The 19,318-nt window shown below is 62.3% G+C and carries 14 protein-coding genes; 12 read left to right on the plus strand and 2 right to left on the minus strand.

From position 1 onward, the window contains the following. Window positions 1–142: 142 nt before the first annotated feature. The gene (gene narL / locus AC30D9_RS19635) at window positions 143–790 is read right to left on the minus strand and encodes a two-component system response regulator NarL (protein WP_490144650.1); all 648 of its coding nucleotides are present in this window, start codon (window positions 788–790) and stop codon (window positions 143–145) included. Continuing rightward, window positions 787–2,586 (minus strand): HAMP domain-containing protein, encoded by a 1,800-nt coding sequence (locus AC30D9_RS19640; protein WP_490144651.1) that lies wholly within the window; start codon window positions 2,584–2,586, stop codon window positions 787–789. The genes narL and AC30D9_RS19640 overlap by 4 nt, the downstream gene beginning before the upstream one ends. 307 nt (window positions 2,587–2,893) lie before the next feature. Here AC30D9_RS19640 and AC30D9_RS19645 point away from each other — a divergent pair, with 307 nt between their 5' ends. The 12 genes from AC30D9_RS19645 to AC30D9_RS19700 all read left to right on the plus strand — a co-directional run bounded on the left by AC30D9_RS19645 (window position 2,894) and on the right by AC30D9_RS19700 (window position 19,280). Next, a complete protein-coding gene (locus AC30D9_RS19645) occupies window positions 2,894–4,195 on the plus strand; it encodes an MFS transporter (protein WP_490144702.1) in 1,302 nt (433 codons plus the stop codon). Next, on the plus strand, window positions 4,173–5,570 hold the full coding sequence (locus tag AC30D9_RS19650; protein ID WP_490144652.1) for a NarK family nitrate/nitrite MFS transporter: 1,398 nt from the start codon (window positions 4,173–4,175) through the stop codon (window positions 5,568–5,570). Before AC30D9_RS19645 ends, AC30D9_RS19650 begins: the two co-directional genes overlap by 23 nt. 64 nt (window positions 5,571–5,634) lie before the next feature. Continuing rightward, window positions 5,635–9,408 (plus strand): nitrate reductase subunit alpha, encoded by a 3,774-nt coding sequence (locus tag AC30D9_RS19655; RefSeq protein ID WP_490144653.1) that lies wholly within the window; start codon window positions 5,635–5,637, stop codon window positions 9,406–9,408. Window position 9,409: 1 nt separating this feature from the next. Beyond that, a complete protein-coding gene (narH, locus tag AC30D9_RS19660) occupies window positions 9,410–10,948 on the plus strand; it encodes a nitrate reductase subunit beta (RefSeq protein WP_490144654.1) in 1,539 nt (512 codons plus the stop codon). Window positions 10,949–10,950: 2 nt separating this feature from the next. Further along, window positions 10,951–11,706: a nitrate reductase molybdenum cofactor assembly chaperone gene (narJ, locus tag AC30D9_RS19665; protein WP_109756126.1), complete on the plus strand. Its 756-nt coding sequence runs from the start codon at window positions 10,951–10,953 to the stop codon at window positions 11,704–11,706. Beyond that, window positions 11,699–12,379 (plus strand): respiratory nitrate reductase subunit gamma, encoded by a 681-nt coding sequence (gene narI / locus AC30D9_RS19670; RefSeq protein WP_490144655.1) that lies wholly within the window; start codon window positions 11,699–11,701, stop codon window positions 12,377–12,379. Before narJ ends, narI begins: the two co-directional genes overlap by 8 nt. Before the next feature lie 10 nt (window positions 12,380–12,389). Further along, window positions 12,390–13,358: a peptidylprolyl isomerase gene (locus AC30D9_RS19675; RefSeq protein WP_249016419.1), complete on the plus strand. Its 969-nt coding sequence runs from the start codon at window positions 12,390–12,392 to the stop codon at window positions 13,356–13,358. A gap of 25 nt (window positions 13,359–13,383) precedes the next feature. Then, window positions 13,384–14,376, plus strand: coding sequence for a GTP 3',8-cyclase MoaA (moaA, locus tag AC30D9_RS19680; RefSeq protein WP_163853860.1), 993 nt, complete (start codon window positions 13,384–13,386; stop codon window positions 14,374–14,376). Window positions 14,377–14,647: 271 nt separating this feature from the next. Next, complete coding sequence (locus AC30D9_RS19685) at window positions 14,648–16,663, plus strand: ribonucleoside triphosphate reductase (RefSeq protein ID WP_109756122.1); 2,016 nt, start codon at window positions 14,648–14,650, stop codon at window positions 16,661–16,663. 31 nt (window positions 16,664–16,694) lie between these two features. Then, complete coding sequence (gene nrdD, locus AC30D9_RS19690; RefSeq protein WP_109756121.1) at window positions 16,695–16,856, plus strand: anaerobic ribonucleoside-triphosphate reductase; 162 nt, start codon at window positions 16,695–16,697, stop codon at window positions 16,854–16,856. Continuing rightward, a complete protein-coding gene (locus AC30D9_RS19695; protein ID WP_232199924.1) occupies window positions 16,853–17,548 on the plus strand; it encodes an anaerobic ribonucleoside-triphosphate reductase activating protein in 696 nt (231 codons plus the stop codon). The genes nrdD and AC30D9_RS19695 overlap by 4 nt, the downstream gene beginning before the upstream one ends. Window positions 17,549–17,660: 112 nt before the next feature. Continuing rightward, window positions 17,661–19,280 carry a methyl-accepting chemotaxis protein gene (locus AC30D9_RS19700; protein WP_116832275.1) on the plus strand — a complete coding sequence of 540 codons (1,620 nt, stop codon included), beginning with the start codon at window positions 17,661–17,663 and terminating at the stop codon, window positions 19,278–19,280. Window positions 19,281–19,318 lie beyond the last annotated feature (38 nt).

Raw genomic sequence — 19,318 nt, forward strand, 5'->3', positions numbered from 1 at the left:
CCGGATCTTGTATTCACTGCCAATCTCCTGTGGGAGCGGGCTTGCTCGCGAAAGCGGTGGATCAGCTTGCCGGGATGTTGGATGTGCCGCCGCCTTCGCGAGCAAGCTGTGCTCCCACAGGGAGGGGGATGTGTTGGCTGGGCTAGCCCGCCCCGCGCAGATGCTCCATCGCCCACACCGCCGCTTCGACCCGTGAACGCAAGCCGAGCTTGTGCAGCAGGTTCTTCACATGGACCTTGACCGTGCCTTCAGTGATCCCAAGCTTGTGCCCGATGACCTTGTTGCTGTAGCCGCCAGCGATGGTCTTGAGCACCTGGCGTTCGCGCTCGGTCAGCTCCACATCGGCCTGGCGCGGCGGGGAGCGCAGGGCCTGGGCCATGACGCGGGTCAGGCCGGGGCTGATCACCAGGGCGCCGTTGAGGGCATCGCGGATGTACTGGATCAGCAACTCGGGCTCCATGTCCTTGAGCAGGTAACCGTTGGCGTCCAGGCGCAGGGCGTCGCGGATGTCGTCCTCGGCATCGGACACGGTGAACAGCAGCACCTTGCCGGTGTAATGCATGGCGCGCAGCCGACGCAGGGTCTCGATACCGTTCATCTGCGGCATGTTGTTGTCCAGCAACACCAGGTCGGGCTTGAGCGGCTCGATCAGGGCCAGGGCTTCTTCGCCGTGGTTGGCTTCGCCGACGATCTGCAAGTCGTCTTCAAGCTCAAGCATCTGGCGGATCCCGCGACGCATCATCGGGTGATCGTCGACCAATAGCAGGGTGTGACGCAGAGGGGCGTTCATGTTGCGAGGCCTTCGGTGGGTTGGCCCAGGAATTCCGGTTGGAAATGCACCTGGATACGGGTGCCCTGGGGTGTTCGGGAGAGAATCTGCAATTGGCCACGCAGGCTGCGGGCCCGTTCGTTCATGATGTTCAGGCCATGATGTTCGCGCTGGTCCACTTCGCCACTGAAGCCTCGGCCATCGTCTTCGATTGACAGCCGCACCGTCTCGCCTTCCTGGCGCAGTTCGAGCCAGGCGTTCTCGGCATGGGCATGGCGCAGGCAGTTGGACAGGGCTTCACGGGTGATCTGCAGAATGTGGATCTGCTCGCTGGCCGAGAGCTCGAAAGCCAGGCTGTCGACGAACAGGTGCACCTTGAAATCCCCACGGTTGGAGAATTCTTCGGCGGTGTCCTTGAGCTCCTCCACCAGGCCGTCGTCGTGGATCTGCAAGCGGAAGGTGGTCAGCAATTCGCGCAATTGGCGGTAGGCATTGTTCAGCCCTTCGCGCAGCTCACCGGTGACGGTTTCCAGGGTCTGCACCGGCTCGCCTCGACGCATCAGGGTCTGCATGCGGCTGACTTGCAGCTTCATGTACGACAGGGCCTGGGCCAGGGAATCGTGGAGCTCGCGGGCGATGATCGTGCGTTCGTCGAGCAGCAGCAGGCGATGATCCTGTTCGCGCTGGCGCTTGAGGGACAGCGACGTGCCGATCAGGTTGGCCAAGGCTTGGATCAGTGCGGTTTCCCAGGGCTGCGCCGTGTGGCCGTCGACAAAATGCGCCTTGAGCTCACCCAGTTCATTGCCTTGGTTACTGATGCTGAAGGCCTGCGGGCGCGCAGCGTTGTGCTTATGGCAACTGGCGCAATCGCTGCTGGCGCAGACCTGGCGGCTGTCGGCGCCATGCAGGGACAGCAGATGCCTGGCCGGGGCCTGCAATTGCCCTTGCAGGCACAGCGTCAGGCGCAGGCCCGGTAGGCGCTGCTGGAAGCGTCGGATCAACTCGTCCAGCCCTTCGGCATTGGCCTGTCGCGTCGCCAGGCTGCGACTGCTCTGGTACAGCAGCTCCAGGGCGGCGTTGGCGTGTTGCAGGTTCAGGGTCTTTTGCTGGACCTGGTTTTCCAGGGTGCGGTGGGATTGTTCGATGGTCTCGGCCATGGTGTTGAAACTGGTCGCCAACTGGCCCAGTTCATCTTCGGACTGGTGATTGACCCGCACCTGGAACTCGCCACGGCGAAAGCGCTGGGTGGCGTCCACCAACTCCTGCAAGGGGGTGACCACGCCGTACTGCAATTCATACAGGCCGATCAGCAGGATGATCATGGTGCTGAACAGCGCCATGCCCTGGATCGTCTGTTGCCAGCCTTGTTTGTGTTCGCTCTGGCGTTGCAGCAGGGTCACGAACTGGTCCAACTGCTCAACGAAGGAGCTGGCGCTGCTTTGGAAAAACGCCGAATCGCCGCGCTCGATGGCCGGGCGCAAGGTCTGGTTCCAGCGTTGCACAAGGTTCTGGTAGCTCTGGCGCAGGGAGGTTGTCGGCCCGTCTTCCAGCACGGCGCGCAGGGCCGGGCTGTCGAGACGTTGTTGCAGGCTGACGATGATCGCCGGGATGTCGTCGTTGGCCCCCGCCGCCAGTTTCCAGCTCAGATGGTAGGTCTCCATGCGCACGGAGCCGGCGGTGTTGATGGCGGCAGCGTCGCCCTGGCTGAACCAGGCGATCAACCCGGCGCTCAAGGAACTGGCCAGGGCGAGGATGGCGATCAGGATCACCGCCAGCCCGGCGCGAGCGGGCAGGGAACTGCGCAGCCAGCGCATCATCGACGCGGGCCTGCGAGGCAAAACTGTGAACCGAGCATAGGAGGCGCCCTGGACCTGGGGTGTAGCAGCCGATCCCGGGCGCACTACCTCTAAAGAGTTGTCGGCCGCTCCATTTCCATAAAAGCCTCGGCAGACTTGTTCAAGATATTGATAAATAAAGGGTTGTATCAATATCGGGATCTACCTCCTTGGAGGTAGATGGGGTAAGCATAGGCCTGTACCGCCCCGGGGCACGTTGACCCAAGTCAAGTTTTTGCGGGGTTCGTATCACTAGGCTGCGCTCATCGAACTGACGGAGTGCATCGTGATGCGAGCGCAAGTGCAACAAGGGCTGGTACTAGGGATGAGTACCCTGGCCTTCACCGTGTGCTTCATGGTCTGGATGATGTTTGCTGTGCTAGGCGTTCCGATCAAGGAGCTGCTGGCCCTCAATGAAACCCAGTTTGGCCTGCTGGCCGCCACGCCGGTACTGACCGGTTCGCTGGTGCGTCTACCCCTGGGGATTTTGACCGACCGCTTTGGCGGACGGATCGTGTTCTTCCTGCTGATGCTGGCCTGCGTGTTGCCGCTGTACCTGATTACCCTCGCCACGGCCTTCTGGCAGTTCCTGGTGCTGGGCCTGTTCGTCGGCCTGGCCGGTGGTTCGTTCTCGGTGGGTATCGCCTACGTCGCCAAGTGGTTCGACAAGCAGAACCAGGGGTTTGCCATGGGCGTCTTCGGTGCCGGCAATGCGGGGGCGGCGGTGACCAAGTTCCTCGCCCCGGCGTTGATCGCCTTCGGCTCCTGGCACCTGGTGCCAAAAGTGTTCAGCGCGATCCTGTTCATCACCGCGCTGTTGTTCTGGTTCCTCACCAGCGAGAAAAAGGAACACAGCGGCACCGGTGGCGCCACGTTGCGCGAGCAATTGAAAACCCTGAAAGAGCCGGCTGTGTGGCGCTACTGCCAGTACTACTCGATCGTGTTCGGCGGCTACGTGGCCCTGGCCCTGTGGATGACCAAATACTACGTGCAGGAATACGGCTTCAGCCTGCAAAGCGCAGCGTTGCTGGCGGCATGTTTCTCCCTGCCCGGTGGTGTGCTGCGAGCCGTCGGTGGCTGGATGTCCGACCGCTGGGGCGCCCAGAGCGTGACCTGGTGGGTGTTGTGGGTCAGCTGGATCTGCCTGTTCCTGCTGTCCTATCCCCAGACTCAACTGCAAGTGATGACCGTCAACGGCATCGTCGATTTTCACATCGGCCTCAACGCCACGGTGTTCACCGTACTGCTGTTCGTGATGGGTATCGCCTTCGCGTTCGGCAAGGCCTCGGTGTTCAAGTACATCGCCAACGACTACCCGAAAAACATGGGCGCAGTGTCCGGCATCGTCGGCCTGGCCGGCGGCCTGGGTGGGTTCGTGCTGCCGATCATGTTCGGCGCCCTGGTGGACCTCACCGGCGTGCGCTCGTCCTGCTTCATGTTGATGTACGGCGTGGTCTGGGTCTCCCTGACCTGGATGTACTTCAGCGAAATGCGCAAGCGCCCGCTGCTGGGTAAACAGTCGCCGGCCAGCCAATCCCCGTTTTCCAGCATTGCCCAAGGAGAAGAACATGTCCGTTCTGCAAACGCCTGAAAAAGGCCCGGTCATTCATGACTGGCGCCCGGAAGACCCCGCATTCTGGGGCCGCAGCGGCAAACAGACCGCCCGGCGCAACCTGTGGATTTCCATCCCGGCGCTGCTGTTGGCCTTCGCGGTGTGGATGGTCTGGAGCACGGTGATCGTGCGCCTGAACGCCATCGGCTTCAGCTTCAGCACCGACCAGTTGTTCTGGTTGGCGGCATTGCCGGGGCTGTCGGGTGCGACCTTGCGCATCTTCTATTCGTTCATGGTGCCGATTTTCGGCGGCCGGCGCTGGACTGCCCTGAGCACCGCGTCGCTGTTGGCACCTGCACTGTGGATGGGCTTCGCCGTGCAGGATCCGGCCACGCCCTACAGCGTGTTCGTGCTGATCGCGCTGCTCTGCGGTTTTGGTGGCGGCAACTTCGCCTCGAGCATGTCCAACATCAGCTTCTTCTATCCCAAGTCCCAGCAGGGTACGGCCCTGGGCCTGAACGCCGGGCTGGGTAACCTGGGCGTGTCGGTGATGCAGTTCTGTGTACCGCTGGTGATTTCCTTCGGTGTGTTCGGCTTCATGGGCGGCCAGCCGCAGGTGTTGGCTGACGGCAGCTCGCTGTGGCTGCAGAACGCCGGTTTCATCTGGGTGCCGTTCATCCTCGCCGTGACCCTGATCGCGTGGTTCGGCATGAACGATTTGTCCAGCGCCCGTGCTTCGTTCAGCGAGCAGGCGGTGATCTTCAAGCGCAAGCACAACTGGCTGATGTGCTGGTTGTACCTGGCAACCTTCGGTTCGTTCATCGGCTTCTCCGCCGCCTTTCCACTGCTGATCAAGACCTCGTTCCCGGACGTCATTGCCTTGAAATTCGCCTTCCTCGGGCCACTGGTGGGTGCGCTGGTACGGCCGTTGGGCGGTTGGCTGGCGGACAAGCTCGGCGGCGCGAAAGTCACTTTGTGGAACTTCGTCCTGATGATCGCGATGGTGTTCGGGGTCCTGCACTTCCTGCCTCAAGGCGGCCAGGGCGGCAATTTCTACGGCTTCCTGGGCATGTTCATGTTGCTGTTCATCACCACGGGCGTGGGCAACGGTTCGACCTTCCGCATGATCCCGGTGATCTTCCGCACCCTGCATGAAAAAGCCGCCCTGGGGAAAAAGCCCGAGGTGCGCGAGCAAGCGATCAAGAACGCCGGCAAGGAGTCGGCCGCGGTGCTGGGTTTCAGCTCGGCCATGGGTGCCTTCGGTGCGTTCTTCATTCCTAAATCATTCGGCTCTTCGATGGCCCTGACGGGCGGCCCGGAGATGGCCTTCTACATGTTCGTCGGCTTCTACCTGAGCTGCATCGTGGTGACTTGGTGGTGGTATGCCCGCAAGGGCGCCGCAACACCTTGCTAAGCCGAACCTAAACCTGCGTGGGCGGGGCGCAGACCCCGCGGAGCAAGCCTGAGAGGAACACACTGTGAGTCATTTATTGGATCAACTGCGGTTTTTCAACCGCAAGCAAGGCGAGTTTTCCGATGGTCACGGCGAGACCCGCAAGGAGTCCCGGGACTGGGAGAACGTCTACCGCTCCCGCTGGCAGTACGACAAGATCGTGCGTTCCACCCATGGGGTGAACTGCACCGGTTCGTGCTCGTGGAAGATCTACGTCAAGAACGGCCTGATCACCTGGGAAACCCAGCAGACCGACTACCCGCGCACCCGTAACGACCTGCCCAACCACGAGCCACGTGGCTGCCCTCGCGGCGCCAGCTACAGCTGGTACATCTACAGTGCCAACCGGCTCAAGTACCCGAAGATCCGCAAGCCATTGCTCAAGCTGTGGCGTGAAGCCCGGCAGACCCTGGCGCCTGTTGAGGCCTGGGCCAGCATCGTCGAGAACAAAGCCAAGGCCGACTCGTACAAGAGCAAGCGTGGCATGGGCGGTTTCATCCGTTCCAACTGGGAAGAAGTCAACGAGATCATCGCTGCGGCCAACGTCTATACCATCAAGGAGCACGGTCCGGACCGGGTGGTGGGCTTCTCGCCGATCCCGGCCATGTCGATGGTCAGCTATGCCGCCGGCTCGCGTTACCTGTCGCTGATCGGTGGCGTGTGCCTGAGCTTCTATGACTGGTACTGCGACTTGCCGCCGGCCTCGCCGATGGTCTGGGGTGAGCAGACCGACGTGCCGGAATCGGCCGACTGGTACAACTCCAACTACATCATTGCCTGGGGCTCGAACGTTCCGCAAACCCGTACCCCTGACGCCCACTTCTTCACCGAGGTGCGCTACAAGGGCACCAAGACCGTGGCGATCACCCCGGACTATTCGGAAGTCGCCAAGCTCACCGACCTGTGGCTCAACCCCAAGCAGGGCACCGACGCCGCCCTGGCCCAGGCCTTCAACCATGTGATCTTCAAAGAATTCCACCTGGACAAGCCGAGCGCCTATTTCACCGAATACGCCAAGCGCTACACCGACCTGCCGGTGCTGGTGATGCTCAAGCCGATGCTCGGCGCAGCGCCGGGCGCCGGTTACCAGCCGGACCGTTTCCTGCGGGCCAGCGACCTGACCGACAACCTCGGCCAGGAAAACAACCCGGAATGGAAAACCATCGCCCTGGATGCCGCCGGCGAACTGGTTTCGCCCCAAGGCTCCATCGGCTATCGCTGGGGTGAGAAGGGCAAGTGGAACATCCTGCCCCGTGAAGGCGGCGAAGGGCGTGAGATCGACCTCAAGCTGAGCCTGATCGGCGGCGACGTCGCCGAGGTGGCGTTCCCATACTTCGCCGGTGAAGCCCAGGAGCACTTCCAGCATGTGGCCGGTGAAGCGGTGCAGTTCCGTCGGGTGCCGGTGCACAGCGTGGTGCTGGCCGATGGCAGCGTGGCGAAAGTCGCCACCGTATTCGACCTGTCGGCGGCCAACCTGGCCATCGACCGTGGCCTGGGCGGCGCCAACGTTGCCAAGGACTATAACGACGCCTCGGTGCCCGGCACCCCGGCCTGGCAGGAGCAGATCACCGGCGTGAGCCGCGAGAAGGCGATCCAGATCGCCCGTGAGTTCGCCGACAACGCCGACAAGACCCGTGGACGCTCGATGATCATCGTCGGTGCGGCGATGAACCACTGGTACCACATGGACATGAACTACCGCGGGCTGATCAACATGCTCATGCTCTGCGGTTGCGTCGGCCAGACCGGCGGCGGCTGGGCCCACTATGTCGGCCAGGAAAAACTCCGTCCGCAATGCGGCTGGCTGCCCCTGGCCTTCGGCCTGGACTGGAACCGTCCGTCGCGGCAGATGAACGGCACCAGCTTCTTCTATGGCCACAGTTCGCAATGGCGCCACGAGAAGATGAGCATGCACGATGTGCTCTCGCCCCTGGCCGACAAGTCGCAGTTCCCTGAGCACGCCCTGGACTACAACATCCGCGCCGAACGGGCCGGCTGGTTGCCGAGCGCACCGCAGCTCAACACCAACCCGCTGCACATCTGCCGTGATGCCGCCGCCGCGGGCCTTGCGCCCAAGGACTATGTGGTCAAGTCGCTGCAGGACGGTTCCCTGCGCTTTGCCTGCGAGCAACCGGACAGCCCGGTGAACTTCCCGCGCAACATGTTCATCTGGCGTTCCAACCTGCTGGGCTCCTCGGGCAAGGGCCACGAGTACATGCTCAAGTACCTGCTGGGCACCAAGAACGGCGTGATGAACGAAGACATCGGCCAGGTCGGCGACTGCAAGCCTACCGAAGCCGAATGGGTCGATGAGGGCGCCATTGGCAAGCTCGACCTGGTGACCACCCTGGACTTCCGCATGTCCTCGACCTGCGTGTATTCCGACATCGTCTTGCCGACCGCCACCTGGTACGAAAAAGACGACATGAACACCTCGGACATGCACCCGTTCATTCACCCTCTGTCGGCGGCTATCGATCCGGCCTGGGAATCGCGTTCGGACTGGGAAATCTACAAGGGCATCGCCAAGGCGTTTTCCGCCATGTCGGTCGGCCACCTGGGCGTGGAAAAAGACTTGGTTACCGTGCCGTTGATGCACGACAGCGTCGGCGAACTGGCCCAGCCGTTTGGCGGCACTGACTGGAAAAGCGCCGGTGTGGCGCCGGTACCGGGCAAGAACGCACCGAACCTGCAAGTGGTCGAGCGCGACTACCCGAACATCTACAAGCAGTTCACTTCCCTGGGCCCGATGCTGGAAAAACTCGGCAACGGCGGCAAGGGCATCAACTGGAACACCGAGGCCGAAGTGAAATTCCTCGGCGAACTGAACCACAAGGAAGTCGAGGCGGGCATCAGCCAAGGGCGGCCAAAAATCGACAGCGCCATCGACGCTGCCGAAGTCATCCTGTCCCTGGCCCCGGAAACCAACGGCCACGTCGCGGTGAAAGCCTGGGCGGCGCTGTCGGAATTCACCGGTATCGACCACAGCCACCTGGCGGTGTCCAAGGAGCACGAGGCGATTCGCTTCCGTGACATCCAGGCCCAGCCACGCAAGATCATTTCCAGCCCGACCTGGTCCGGCCTGGAAGACGACCACGTGAGCTACAACGCCGGCTACACCAACGTCCATGAATCGATCCCATGGCGGACCATCACCGGTCGCCAGCAGTTCTACCAGGATCACCCGTGGATGCAGGCGTTCGGCGAGCAGCTGATGAGTTATCGGCCGCCAGTCAACACCCGCACCATCGCTGGCGTGAAAGGCAAGCGCAGCAATGGCCAGACCGAGATCGTCCTGAACTGGATCACTCCGCACCAGAAGTGGGGCATCCACAGTACCTACACCGACAACCTGCTGATGCTCACCCTCAGCCGTGGCGGCCCGATTGTCTGGCTCTCGGAAATCGACGCCAAGCGCGCCGGCATCGAGGACAACGACTGGATCGAATGCTTCAACGCCAACGGCGCGCTGACCGCCCGTGCGGTGGTCAGCCAGCGGGTCAAGGAAGGCATGGTGATGATGTACCACGCCCAGGAACGGATCGTGAACGTGCCGGGTTCGGAAACCACCAAGACCCGTGGCGGCCACCACAACTCGGTGACCCGCGTGGTGCTCAAGCCCACTCACATGATTGGCGGCTACGCCCAACAGGCGTACGGCTTCAACTATTACGGCACGGTCGGTTGCAACCGCGACGAATTCGTCGTGGTACGCAAGATGGCCAAGGTCGATTGGCTCGACGGTTCCAGTGGCGATGATCTGCCGCGTCCACTGCCGACTGATATCGAGGAGAACTGAGATGAAGATTCGCTCACAAATCGGCATGGTCCTGAACCTGGACAAATGCATCGGCTGCCACACTTGCTCGATTACCTGCAAGAACGTCTGGACCAGTCGCGAAGGCATGGAATACGCCTGGTTCAACAACGTCGAATCCAAGCCCGGCATCGGCTATCCCAAGGAGTGGGAAAACCAGGACAAGTGGAAGGGCGGCTGGGTCCGTAACGCGGACGGTTCGATCAACCCGCGCATCGGCGGCAAGTTCCGCGTGCTGGCGAACATCTTCGCCAACCCGGACCTGCCGAGCCTGGACGACTACTACGAACCGTTCGACTTCGACTACCAGCACCTGCATACCGCACCGCTGGGCGAGCACCAGCCCGTTGCACGGCCGCGTTCGGTGGTGTCCGGCAAACGCATGGAGAAGATCGAGTGGGGCCCGAACTGGGAGGAAATCCTCGGCACCGAATTCGCCAAGCGGCGCAAGGACAAGAACTTCGACAAGATCCAGGCGGACATCTACGGCGAGTACGAAAACACCTTCATGATGTACCTGCCGCGCCTGTGCGAGCACTGCCTGAACCCGGCGTGCGCGGCCTCGTGCCCAAGCGGTGCGATCTACAAGCGCGAGGAGGACGGTATTGTCCTGATCGACCAGGAGAAATGCCGCGGCTGGCGCATGTGCATCAGCGGCTGCCCGTACAAGAAGATCTACTTCAACTGGAAGAGCGGCAAGTCGGAAAAATGCATCTTCTGCTACCCGCGCATCGAAGCGGGTATGCCGACCGTCTGCGCTGAAACCTGCGTTGGCCGCATCCGTTACCTCGGCGTGCTGCTGTATGACGCCGATCGCATCAGCGAAGTGGCCAGCACTGCCAATGAGCAGGACTTGTACGAAAAACAACTGGAGATCTTCCTCGATCCGAACGACCCGGCGGTGATTCGCCAGGCCCTGGCCGATGGTGTACCGCAGTCGGTGATCGATTCGGCGCAACGCTCGCCGGTCTACAAAATGGCCGTTGACTGGAAACTCGCACTGCCGCTGCACCCGGAATACCGCACCTTGCCAATGGTCTGGTACGTGCCGCCACTGTCGCCGATCCAGAACGCCGCCGCGGCTGGCACCGTGGGCATGAACGGGGTGATCCCGGATGTCGACAGCCTGCGCATTCCGCTGCGTTACCTGGCGAACATGCTTACCGCCGGTGATGAGAAACCGGTCAAGCATGCCCTCAAGCGTCTGCTGGCGATGCGTGCCTACAAGCGTTCCGAGCAGGTCGACGGCGTGCAGGACCTGCAAGTGCTGGCCGACGTTGGCTTGAGCGTGAACCAGGTGGAAGAGATGTACCGCTACCTGGCCATCGCCAACTACGAAGACCGTTTCGTCGTGCCAAGCGCTCACCGCGAAGACGCCATGAGCGACGCGTTCGCCGAGCGCTCCGGCTGCGGTTTCAGCTTTGGCAGCGGTTGCAGCGGCAGCTCCGACACCAACATGTTCGGTGGCAAGAAGGCCAACCGCCGCGACGTGATCAAAACCGTGCAGTTGTGGGAGGAATGAGCATGCGCATTCTCAAGGTGATTTCGTTGCTGCTCGATTACCCGACCGAGACCCTGGTGGCCGGTCGGGATGAGCTGGAACAAGCGATTCTTCAGGCACGGGAAATCAGCCCCAACCAGCGCGCCGGGTTGTTCGAATTGCTGGAGGTGATCTGCGGCAAGGACCTGATGGACGGCCAGGAGCACTACGGTGCGCTGTTCGGCCGCGGCCGTTCGCTCTCGCTGCTGTTGTTCGAACACGTGCACGGCGAGTCCCGCGACCGCGGCCAGGCCATGGTCGACATGATGGCCCAGTACGAGGAAGCCGGTTTCGCCATCGGCGTCAAGGAGCTGCCGGACTACATCCCGCTGTACCTGGAGTATCTCTCCACCCGCGAAGACATCGAGGCCCGCGAGGGCCTGGCCGATGTAGCGCACCTGCTGGCCTTGCTCGCGGCGCGCCTGGAAGAGCGTGAAAGCGCCTACGCCAGTTGCTTCCGGGCCTTGTTGCAGATCTCCGGGGCCGAACCCCAGGGCGCGGTCGCCGAACTGCGTGAGCAGGTCAAGGCCGAGCCACGGGACGACTCCCTCGAAGCCCTGGACAGGGTCTGGGAAGAAGAGGCAGTGGATTTCATGAAGGCCGAGCAGCAAGACCGTTGCAGCTCGATGCCAAGCGCGCCGGGCAAGGCGCGGGACGAAAGTGCGGTACCGCTGCACTGGGTGGATTTTCAGCATGAAGGGCTGGCCGCAGCGCCAGCCGGGGAGGTGGGCAATGTCTAAATGGGATCTGTTGTTGTTCGGGGTCTACCCCTATATCGCCCTGGCGATTTGCCTGATCGGTAGCTGGGCGCGGTTCGACCTGTCCCAGTACACCTGGAAGGCAGGTTCGAGCCAGATGCTCAACAAGCGCGGCATGCGCGTCGCCAGCAACCTGTTCCACATCGGCGTGCTGTTCGTGCTGGCCGGGCATTTCGTCGGCCTGCTGACTCCGGCGGCGATCTACCACCATGTGCTGAGCACCGAGAACAAGCAGTTGCTGGCGATGGTCTCCGGCGGTTTCTTCGGCGTGCTGGGCCTGATCGGCCTGGTGATGCTGCTCAACCGTCGCCTGACTGACCCACGGGTACGTGCCACGTCCAACACTTCGGACATCCTCGTGCTGGTGGTGTTGCTGGTGCAACTGGTGCTGGGGCTGATGACCATCGTCGCGTCCACCGCCCATATGGATGGCTCGGTGATGGTGATGCTGGCCGACTGGGCCCAGAACACTGTGCTGTTGCGTCCGGTTGAAGCCGCTACCTCGATCGCACCGGTGAGCCTGATCTACAAGCTCCATGTGGTGCTGGGCCTGACCCTGTTCGTGTTGTTCCCGTTCACCCGTCTGGTCCATATCGTCAGCGCGCCGGTCTGGTACCTGGGACGTCGTTATCAAATCGTTCGGCAGAAGTTTTGAGGAGAAGATCATGGCGAGTGGATGCGGATGTGGCGGTGGTGGCGGCGGTAGTGGTGGTTGCGGTTCCTCGGCAAAAGCGGCAGCGGTGATCGCGCCGGTTGTCGATACCGAACCGGCGGGGACGGTGCAGTTCGAGCCGGCCCAGGTTGGGCCGGTGGCGGAGGATGAAGCGCCGCAGTTGATTGCCAGCAGTGAGCAGGAGTGGCCGATCATCAGCGTCAATGGGGTCTCGATCACCCCGCAGGCGATGGCCCAGGAGCTGCAATATCACCCGGCTGACAGTCGCGAGGATGCGGTCTACCAGGCCGCTCGGGCCCTGGTGATTCGCGAATTGCTCCAGCAACGTATCGCCGAACTGGGCCTGGCGTTGCAGGTCGGTGCCGGTGAAAACGAAGAAGAGGCAGCCACGCGGTTGTTGCTCGAACGTGAGGTGCAGGTGCCGCAGTGCGACGAGGCCACCTGCCTGCGTTATTACGAAAGCAACCGGGCGCGTTTTCACAACGCACCGCTGCTGGCGGTGCGGCACATCCTGCTCGAATGTGCCCCGGACGATGCCGAGGCGCGCAGCCTGGCTCATGTACAGGCCGAGCTGCTGCTGGAACGACTGGACCAGTTCCCCGGCAGTTTCGCCGAGCTGGCGCTGAAGTATTCGGCCTGTCCGTCCAAGGAGCAGGGTGGCTCGCTGGGGCAGATCAGCAAGGGCCAGACCGTGCCTGAGCTGGAGCGGCAGTTGTTCACCCTGCCGGCGGGCCTGGCCAGCAAACCGCTGGAAAGTCGCTACGGCTGGCACGTGATCAGCATCGACCAGCGCATCGATGGCCAGCCGTTGCCCTATGAGGCGGTGGCGACGGCGATTCGTACCCAGTTGCAGCAGGGCGTTTGGCAAAAGGCGCTGGTGCAGTATCTGCAAACCCTGATCGGTGCGGCGGATATTCGCGGCATTCACCTTCAGGGTGCCGACTCGCCGCTGGTGCAGTGAGCACTGGCTCAATCGGGAGATCTTCATGAACGCGGTGTTGCAGGACGGTTTTGGGCGCCAGATCGATTATTTGCGGATGTCGGTGACCGATCGTTGTGATTTTCGTTGTGTGTATTGCATGGCGAAAAACATGACCTTCCTGCCGCGTCAGCAAGTGTTGACCCTGGAGGAGTTGCAGCGCCTGGCGCGGCTGTTCGTCGGCCTGGGGGTGAAGAAAATCCGCCTGACCGGTGGCGAGCCGCTGATCCGTCCAGGCATCGTCGGGCTGTGTCGCGACATTGCGGCATTGCCCGGCCTGCGGGAACTGGTGATGACCAGCAACGGCTCGCAGCTGGGGCGATTGGCCCAGCCGCTGGTCGAGGCTGGGGTCAAGCGCATGAACATCAGCCTCGACAGCCTGGACGGTGAACGCTTTCGGGCGATCACCCGCAACGGCAACCTGGACCAGGTGCTGGCTGGCATTGAAGCGGCGAAGGTGGCCGGGTTCGAACGGATCAAACTCAACTGCGTGGTGATGAAAGGGCGCAACTTCGATGAAGTCCCGGCGCTGGTGCAGTACGCCATCGATCAACGCATCGACATCAGCTTCATCGAGGAAATGCCCTTGGGAGAGGTCGGGCGTTCCCGGGGCGAGTCGTTCTGTTCCAGCGATGAGGTCCGGGCCGAGATTGCCCGGCATCATCGCCTGCTCGATAGCGCCGAGAGCAGTGGCGGACCGGCGCGCTATGTGCGCCTGGAGCGTCATCCGGATACTCGGATCGGGTTCATTTCACCCAACACCCATAACTTCTGTGCCAGTTGCAACCGTGTCCGCATGACTGTCGAAGGGCGCTTGCTGTTGTGCCTGGGACAAGAGGATTCCCTCGACCTGCGCGGCTTGCTGCGGCGTTATCCGCTGGAAGACCAACCGGTGATCCAGGCGGTGCAGCAGGCGCTGCGCGGCAAGCCACTGCGCCATGACTTCAATCCGGGTGGGGAAGTGCAGATCGTGCGGTTCATGAACATGAGTGGGGGCTGAGCCTCGCCGCAACTGTGAATGTACCGCCGCCATCGCGAGCAGGCTCGCTCCCACATTGGTTTTCAGGCGACTGCAATTTCTGAGTACCCCGAAAATCCCCTGTGGGAGCGAGCCTGCTCGCGATGGCGGCAGCAGGGGCGGCAGCACTTTCTGCGGACCCACCCTCGATTCTTGACATCGATCAATTGCAACCCAGGCTTTTGGCCGTACTCTCCACTGCATGTTGTGTCTATAGAATTAAAAAAGCCTATATGTAGTGTCTGGAGCCAAAATGCAGAGCACGTTGATCACAGTAGGATGTAACCGCTTGCATAAGCGCGATGGCAGTGTGGTTGCCTTTGACGCGGACAAGATCCGCCAGGCGCTGATCGCTGCGGGCAAGGCCACGGGCGAGTACGCCGAAGCCGAAGCCGAGGGGTTGCTCAAGGCGGTGTTGGCGCGGTTGGAAGGGCAGGCGCGGTTGAACGTCGAGCAGATCCAGGACCGGGTCGAGCGAGTGCTGATGGACGCCGGTTACTTTCTCTCCATGCGGGCCTACATCGTCTATCGCGAGCAACACGGACGCCTGCGTCGGGATCGCCGTACGTTGGTGGAAGTCGCCACGTCGATGAACGAATACCTGGATCGCGAAGACTGGCGCGTTCAGGCCAACGCCAACCAGGGCTATTCCCTCGGCGGGCTGATCCTCAACGTATCGGGCAAGGTCACCGCCAACTACTGGCTCGACGAAGTTTATAGCCAAGCCATCGGTGAGGCGCATCGCGAGGCTGACCTGCATATCCACGACCTGGACATGCTCGCCGGCTACTGTGCCGGCTGGTCCTTGCGCACCCTGTTGCACGAAGGCCTCAACGGCGTGCCAGGGCGGGTCGAGGCCGGGCCGCCCAAGCATCTGAGCAGTGCCCTGGGGCAGATGGTGAATTTCCTCGGCACCCTGCAAAACGAATGGGCCGGCGCCCAGGCGTTCAGCTCATTCGACACCTACCTGGCGCCCTATGTGCGCAAGGACCAACTCAGCTACGACGAGGTCCGTCAATCGCTGCAGGAGTTCATCTACAACCTCAACGTGCCGTCGCGCTGGGGCACGCAAACCCCGTTCACCAACCTCACGTTCGACTGGGTCTGCCCACAGGACCTGCGCGAACAGATCCCGGTGATTGGCGGCGAAGAAATGCCGTTCGCCTACGGTGACTTGCAAGCGGAAATGGAGCTGATCAACCGCGCCTACATCGAAGTGATGCAGGCCGGCGATGCGAAAGGCCGGGTGTTCACTTTCCCGATCCCGACCTACAACATCACCCATGACTTCCCCTGGGACAGCGAGAACGCCGACCGCCTGTTCGAAATGACCGCCCGCTACGGCCTGCCGTATTTCCAGAACTTCCTCAACTCGGACATGCAACCCAACCAGGTGCGCTCGATGTGCTGCCGCTTGCAACTGGACGTGCGCGAGCTGCTCAAGCGCGGCGGCGGCCTGTTCGGCTCGGCGGAACAGACCGGTTCCCTGGGCGTGGTGACGATCAACTGTGCCCGTCTGGGCTACCTGTACAAAGGCAATACCAGCGCATTGCTGCAACGCATCGATGCCCTGATGGAATTGGCGAAAGAGAGCCTGGAGGTCAAGCGCAAGGTTATCCAGCATCACATGGATGCCGGTTTGTACCCCTACACCAAGCGTTACCTGGGCACGTTGCGCAATCACTTCTCCACCATCGGTGTGAATGGCCTGCACGAAATGCTGCGCAATTTCACCGATGACCAGCAAGGCCTGCACACCGAACAAGGCCGGGAATTCGCCCTGAAGCTGCTGGATCACGTACGGGCCACGCTGCTGCGTTTCCAGGAAGAAACCGGCCACCTCTACAACCTGGAAGCCACGCCCGCCGAAGGAACCACTTACCGTTTCGCCAAGGAAGACCTCAAGCGCTACCCGGATATCCTGCAGGCCGGCAGCCCGCTCGCACCGTACTACACCAACTCATCGCAACTGCCGGTGGGCTTCACCGAGGATCCGTTCGAAGCCCTGGAGCTGCAGGACGAACTGCAATGCAAATACACCGGCGGCACCGTGTTGCACCTGTACATGGCCGAGCAGATTTCCTCCACGCAGGCCTGCAAGCAATTGGTGCGCAAGGCCCTGGGGCGCTTCCGCCTGCCGTACCTGACCATCACGCCGACCTTTTCCATCTGCCCGGTGCACGGCTACCTGGCCGGCGAACACGAGTTTTGCCCCAAATGCGACGAGGCCTTGCTGCTGCAACAACAGCGCCAGGGCAGCGTTCACTGACCCGATCCATCGACCGCAAGGAGCTTCATCCATGAGCGCATCACAATCTCTTCCGCAGGCACAGCGCCAACGTTGCGAAGTCTGGACCCGAGTGATGGGTTATCACCGCCCGGTGGCGGCCTTCAACCCGGGCAAGCAATCCGAGCACCGCGAGCGGGTGCACTTCACCGAACGCGCGGCCGGACGTCCATGAGTCGAGTGCTACGGGTCGGGGGCATGGTGCCCCTGACCACCCTCGATTATCCGGGCCAACTGGCGTGCGTCCTGTTTTGCCAGGGCTGTGCCTGGCGTTGTCGTTACTGCCATAACCCGCAACTGATCCCGCCGCGCGGCAGCGAGGAGGTGGATTGGTGCCGGGTGCTGGCGTTCCTGCAACGCCGTCAGGATCTGCTCGACGCCGTGGTGTTCAGCGGTGGCGAGCCGACCTTGCAGGACGGCCTGGCGCCGGCCATGGAGGAAGTGCGGCAGATGGGCTTTCGCATCGGCCTGCACAGCGCCGGCATCAAGCCGGCGGCCTTCGCCAAAGTGGTCGGGCAAGCCGATTGGGTGGGGTTCGACATCAAGGCCTTGCCCGAAGATGCCCTGGACGTGACCCGGGTCGAAGGCAGCGGCGCCGCGAACTGGCGCAGCCTCGACCATCTGCTGGCCAGCGGTGTGGATTATGAATGCCGCACCACCGTGCACTGGCACCTGTTCGACCCCGAGCGCCTGTTGACCCTCGCCCGGCGCTTGAGCGAACGGGGCGTCACACGGTTTGCCGTGCAGCTGGTACGTACCGCGCGGATGCTCGATCCGCATCTTTCCAGCGTCTCGGCACACCGCTTGCAGCCTGAACTGTGGGCCGCGCTGCGTGAGATGTTTCCTTCGTTCGTGTTACGCAGTTGACCGAGCGCGGGAATGAGCGACCGACAGCGGCCCGGGATGACCGGGCCCTTCTTTTTTCAAGGTTTTCAAATGCGCTGCCAGCCGGCAGGTAGTTGAACAGGGAGCATTTGACATGACCAGACTCACCACCGCCCGACGTATCGTGCTCGGTTTCGCCATCGCACCGCTGGCCTTGATCGCCTTGACGTTCTACGCCTTGAGCGACCTGGCGATGTTGCGCGACCAGGCCGAGCAGGTCGTCAGGCAGGATTGGCCGAAGATCGATCCGATCATGGTGATCGCCACGGGCGTGCGCGATAACGCCAGGAATACCCGGGACTTGCTGATCGACAAGAACAATGCGCAGGTCCAGCAATCCATCGACGCCACCCGGCAACGGATTACCCAGGCCTTCGCCACGCTGGAGCCGCTGTTCGATCAGCCCGAAGGCAAGGCCGCGTATGCCGAACTGAAGAAACGTCGCGAGGCCTATGTGGCGGCGTTCGTCCAGGTGCAGGCGTTGATCCGCCAGGGCGCGACGGAGGAGGCGATGACGCAGCTCAAGCAAGGAGTGATCCCGGCGGAGCGCGAGGTGTACAAGAGTCTCGAAGGGATCATGGCGATGCAGGGCAAGCTCTTCGTCGAGCGTGAGCACCAGGCACAGGCGCGCTACAACGATGCGCGACGCAACATGCTGGCGATGGTGCTGGCTTGCCTGGCCCTGGTGAGTACTGTCGCGATCCTGGTGACCCGCAGCGTGACCCGTCCCCTGGGCGGTGAGCCCGATGACGCGGCGCGGGTGCTCAGCCATATCGCCCAGGGTGACCTGACGATCCGCGTACCCGTGGGTGTCGGCGCCAATGACAGCGTGATGAGCAACATGCACGACATGCAGCAGAGTCTCAACAGCATGGTCCGGCATATCGCGGCCTCGGTGGATCGAGTGGCCAGTTCCTCCGAGGAGCTGAGCGCCGTGAGCAGCCAGACCAGCAGCACCTTGCAGTTGCAAGGCCAGGAAATCGAACAGGCTGCCGCGGCCGTGAACCAGATGACCGCGGCGGTGGATGAAGTGGCGCGCAATGCCGTGAGCACCAGTGAAGCTTCGCGAGTATCCGAGCAAACTGCCCAGCGCGGTCGTGAACAGGTCCAGGAAACGGTCGTTTCCATTACCGCGCTGGCCGAAGGTGTCACGGACAGTTCCGGGCGAATCCAGCAACTGGCCGGACGGGTCCAGGACATCAGTTCGGTGCTGGATGTGATCCGCAGCATCGCCGAGCAGACCAATCTTCTGGCCCTGAACGCCGCCATCGAAGCGGCCCGTGCCGGCGATGCCGGGCGTGGCTTTGCGGTGGTGGCCGATGAAGTCCGCGCGTTGGCTCATCGGACCCAGGATTCGACTCGGGAAATCGAGGGCATGATCGGCAACATCCGCCTGGACAGCGGGCACGCGGTGAGCTCCATGCAAAGCAACAGCGAGCTGGTGCAGGTCACGCTGCAAGTCGCCCAGCGTTCCGGCGATGCCCTGGACGAAATCGCCCGCTCGATCTCGCAGATCAACGAGCGCAACCTGATGATCGCCAGTGCCACCGAACAGCAGGCCCTGGTGGCGCGAGAGGTGGATCGTAACCTGATGGGTATTCGCAACCTGTCCGAGCAGGTCATGCTGGGCGCCCGCCACACCGATACGGCTGGCCAGGACTTGGCGCAGATGGCCGGTTCGCTGCATGAGACGGTGGCGCGGTTCAAGGTGTAGGCGAGTCACTGCCAGGCTTCACGGCAATCGACCTCACC

It is taken from the genome of Pseudomonas sp. DF11, from assembly GCF_058148565.1.

Excerpts from the sequence above, each read along its gene's own strand:
- narL (WP_490144650.1), bottom strand. The coding sequence starts at position 790 with ATGAACGCCCCTCTGCGTCACACCCTGCTATTGGTCGACGATCACCCG.
- AC30D9_RS19640 (WP_490144651.1), bottom strand. The coding sequence starts at position 2,586 with ATGATGCGCTGGCTGCGCAGTTCCCTGCCCGCTCGCGCCGGGCTGGCG.
- AC30D9_RS19645 (WP_490144702.1), top strand. The coding sequence starts at position 2,894 with ATGCGAGCGCAAGTGCAACAAGGGCTGGTACTAGGGATGAGTACCCTG.
- AC30D9_RS19650 (WP_490144652.1), top strand. The coding sequence starts at position 4,173 with ATGTCCGTTCTGCAAACGCCTGAAAAAGGCCCGGTCATTCATGACTGG.
- narH (WP_490144654.1), top strand. The coding sequence starts at position 9,410 with ATGAAGATTCGCTCACAAATCGGCATGGTCCTGAACCTGGACAAATGC.
- narJ (WP_109756126.1), top strand. The coding sequence starts at position 10,951 with ATGCGCATTCTCAAGGTGATTTCGTTGCTGCTCGATTACCCGACCGAG.
- narI (WP_490144655.1), top strand. The coding sequence starts at position 11,699 with ATGTCTAAATGGGATCTGTTGTTGTTCGGGGTCTACCCCTATATCGCC.
- AC30D9_RS19675 (WP_249016419.1), top strand. The coding sequence starts at position 12,390 with ATGGCGAGTGGATGCGGATGTGGCGGTGGTGGCGGCGGTAGTGGTGGT.
- moaA (WP_163853860.1), top strand. The coding sequence starts at position 13,384 with ATGAACGCGGTGTTGCAGGACGGTTTTGGGCGCCAGATCGATTATTTG.
- AC30D9_RS19685 (WP_109756122.1), top strand. The coding sequence starts at position 14,648 with ATGCAGAGCACGTTGATCACAGTAGGATGTAACCGCTTGCATAAGCGC.
- nrdD (WP_109756121.1), top strand. The coding sequence starts at position 16,695 with ATGAGCGCATCACAATCTCTTCCGCAGGCACAGCGCCAACGTTGCGAA.
- AC30D9_RS19695 (WP_232199924.1), top strand. The coding sequence starts at position 16,853 with ATGAGTCGAGTGCTACGGGTCGGGGGCATGGTGCCCCTGACCACCCTC.
- AC30D9_RS19700 (WP_116832275.1), top strand. The coding sequence starts at position 17,661 with ATGACCAGACTCACCACCGCCCGACGTATCGTGCTCGGTTTCGCCATC.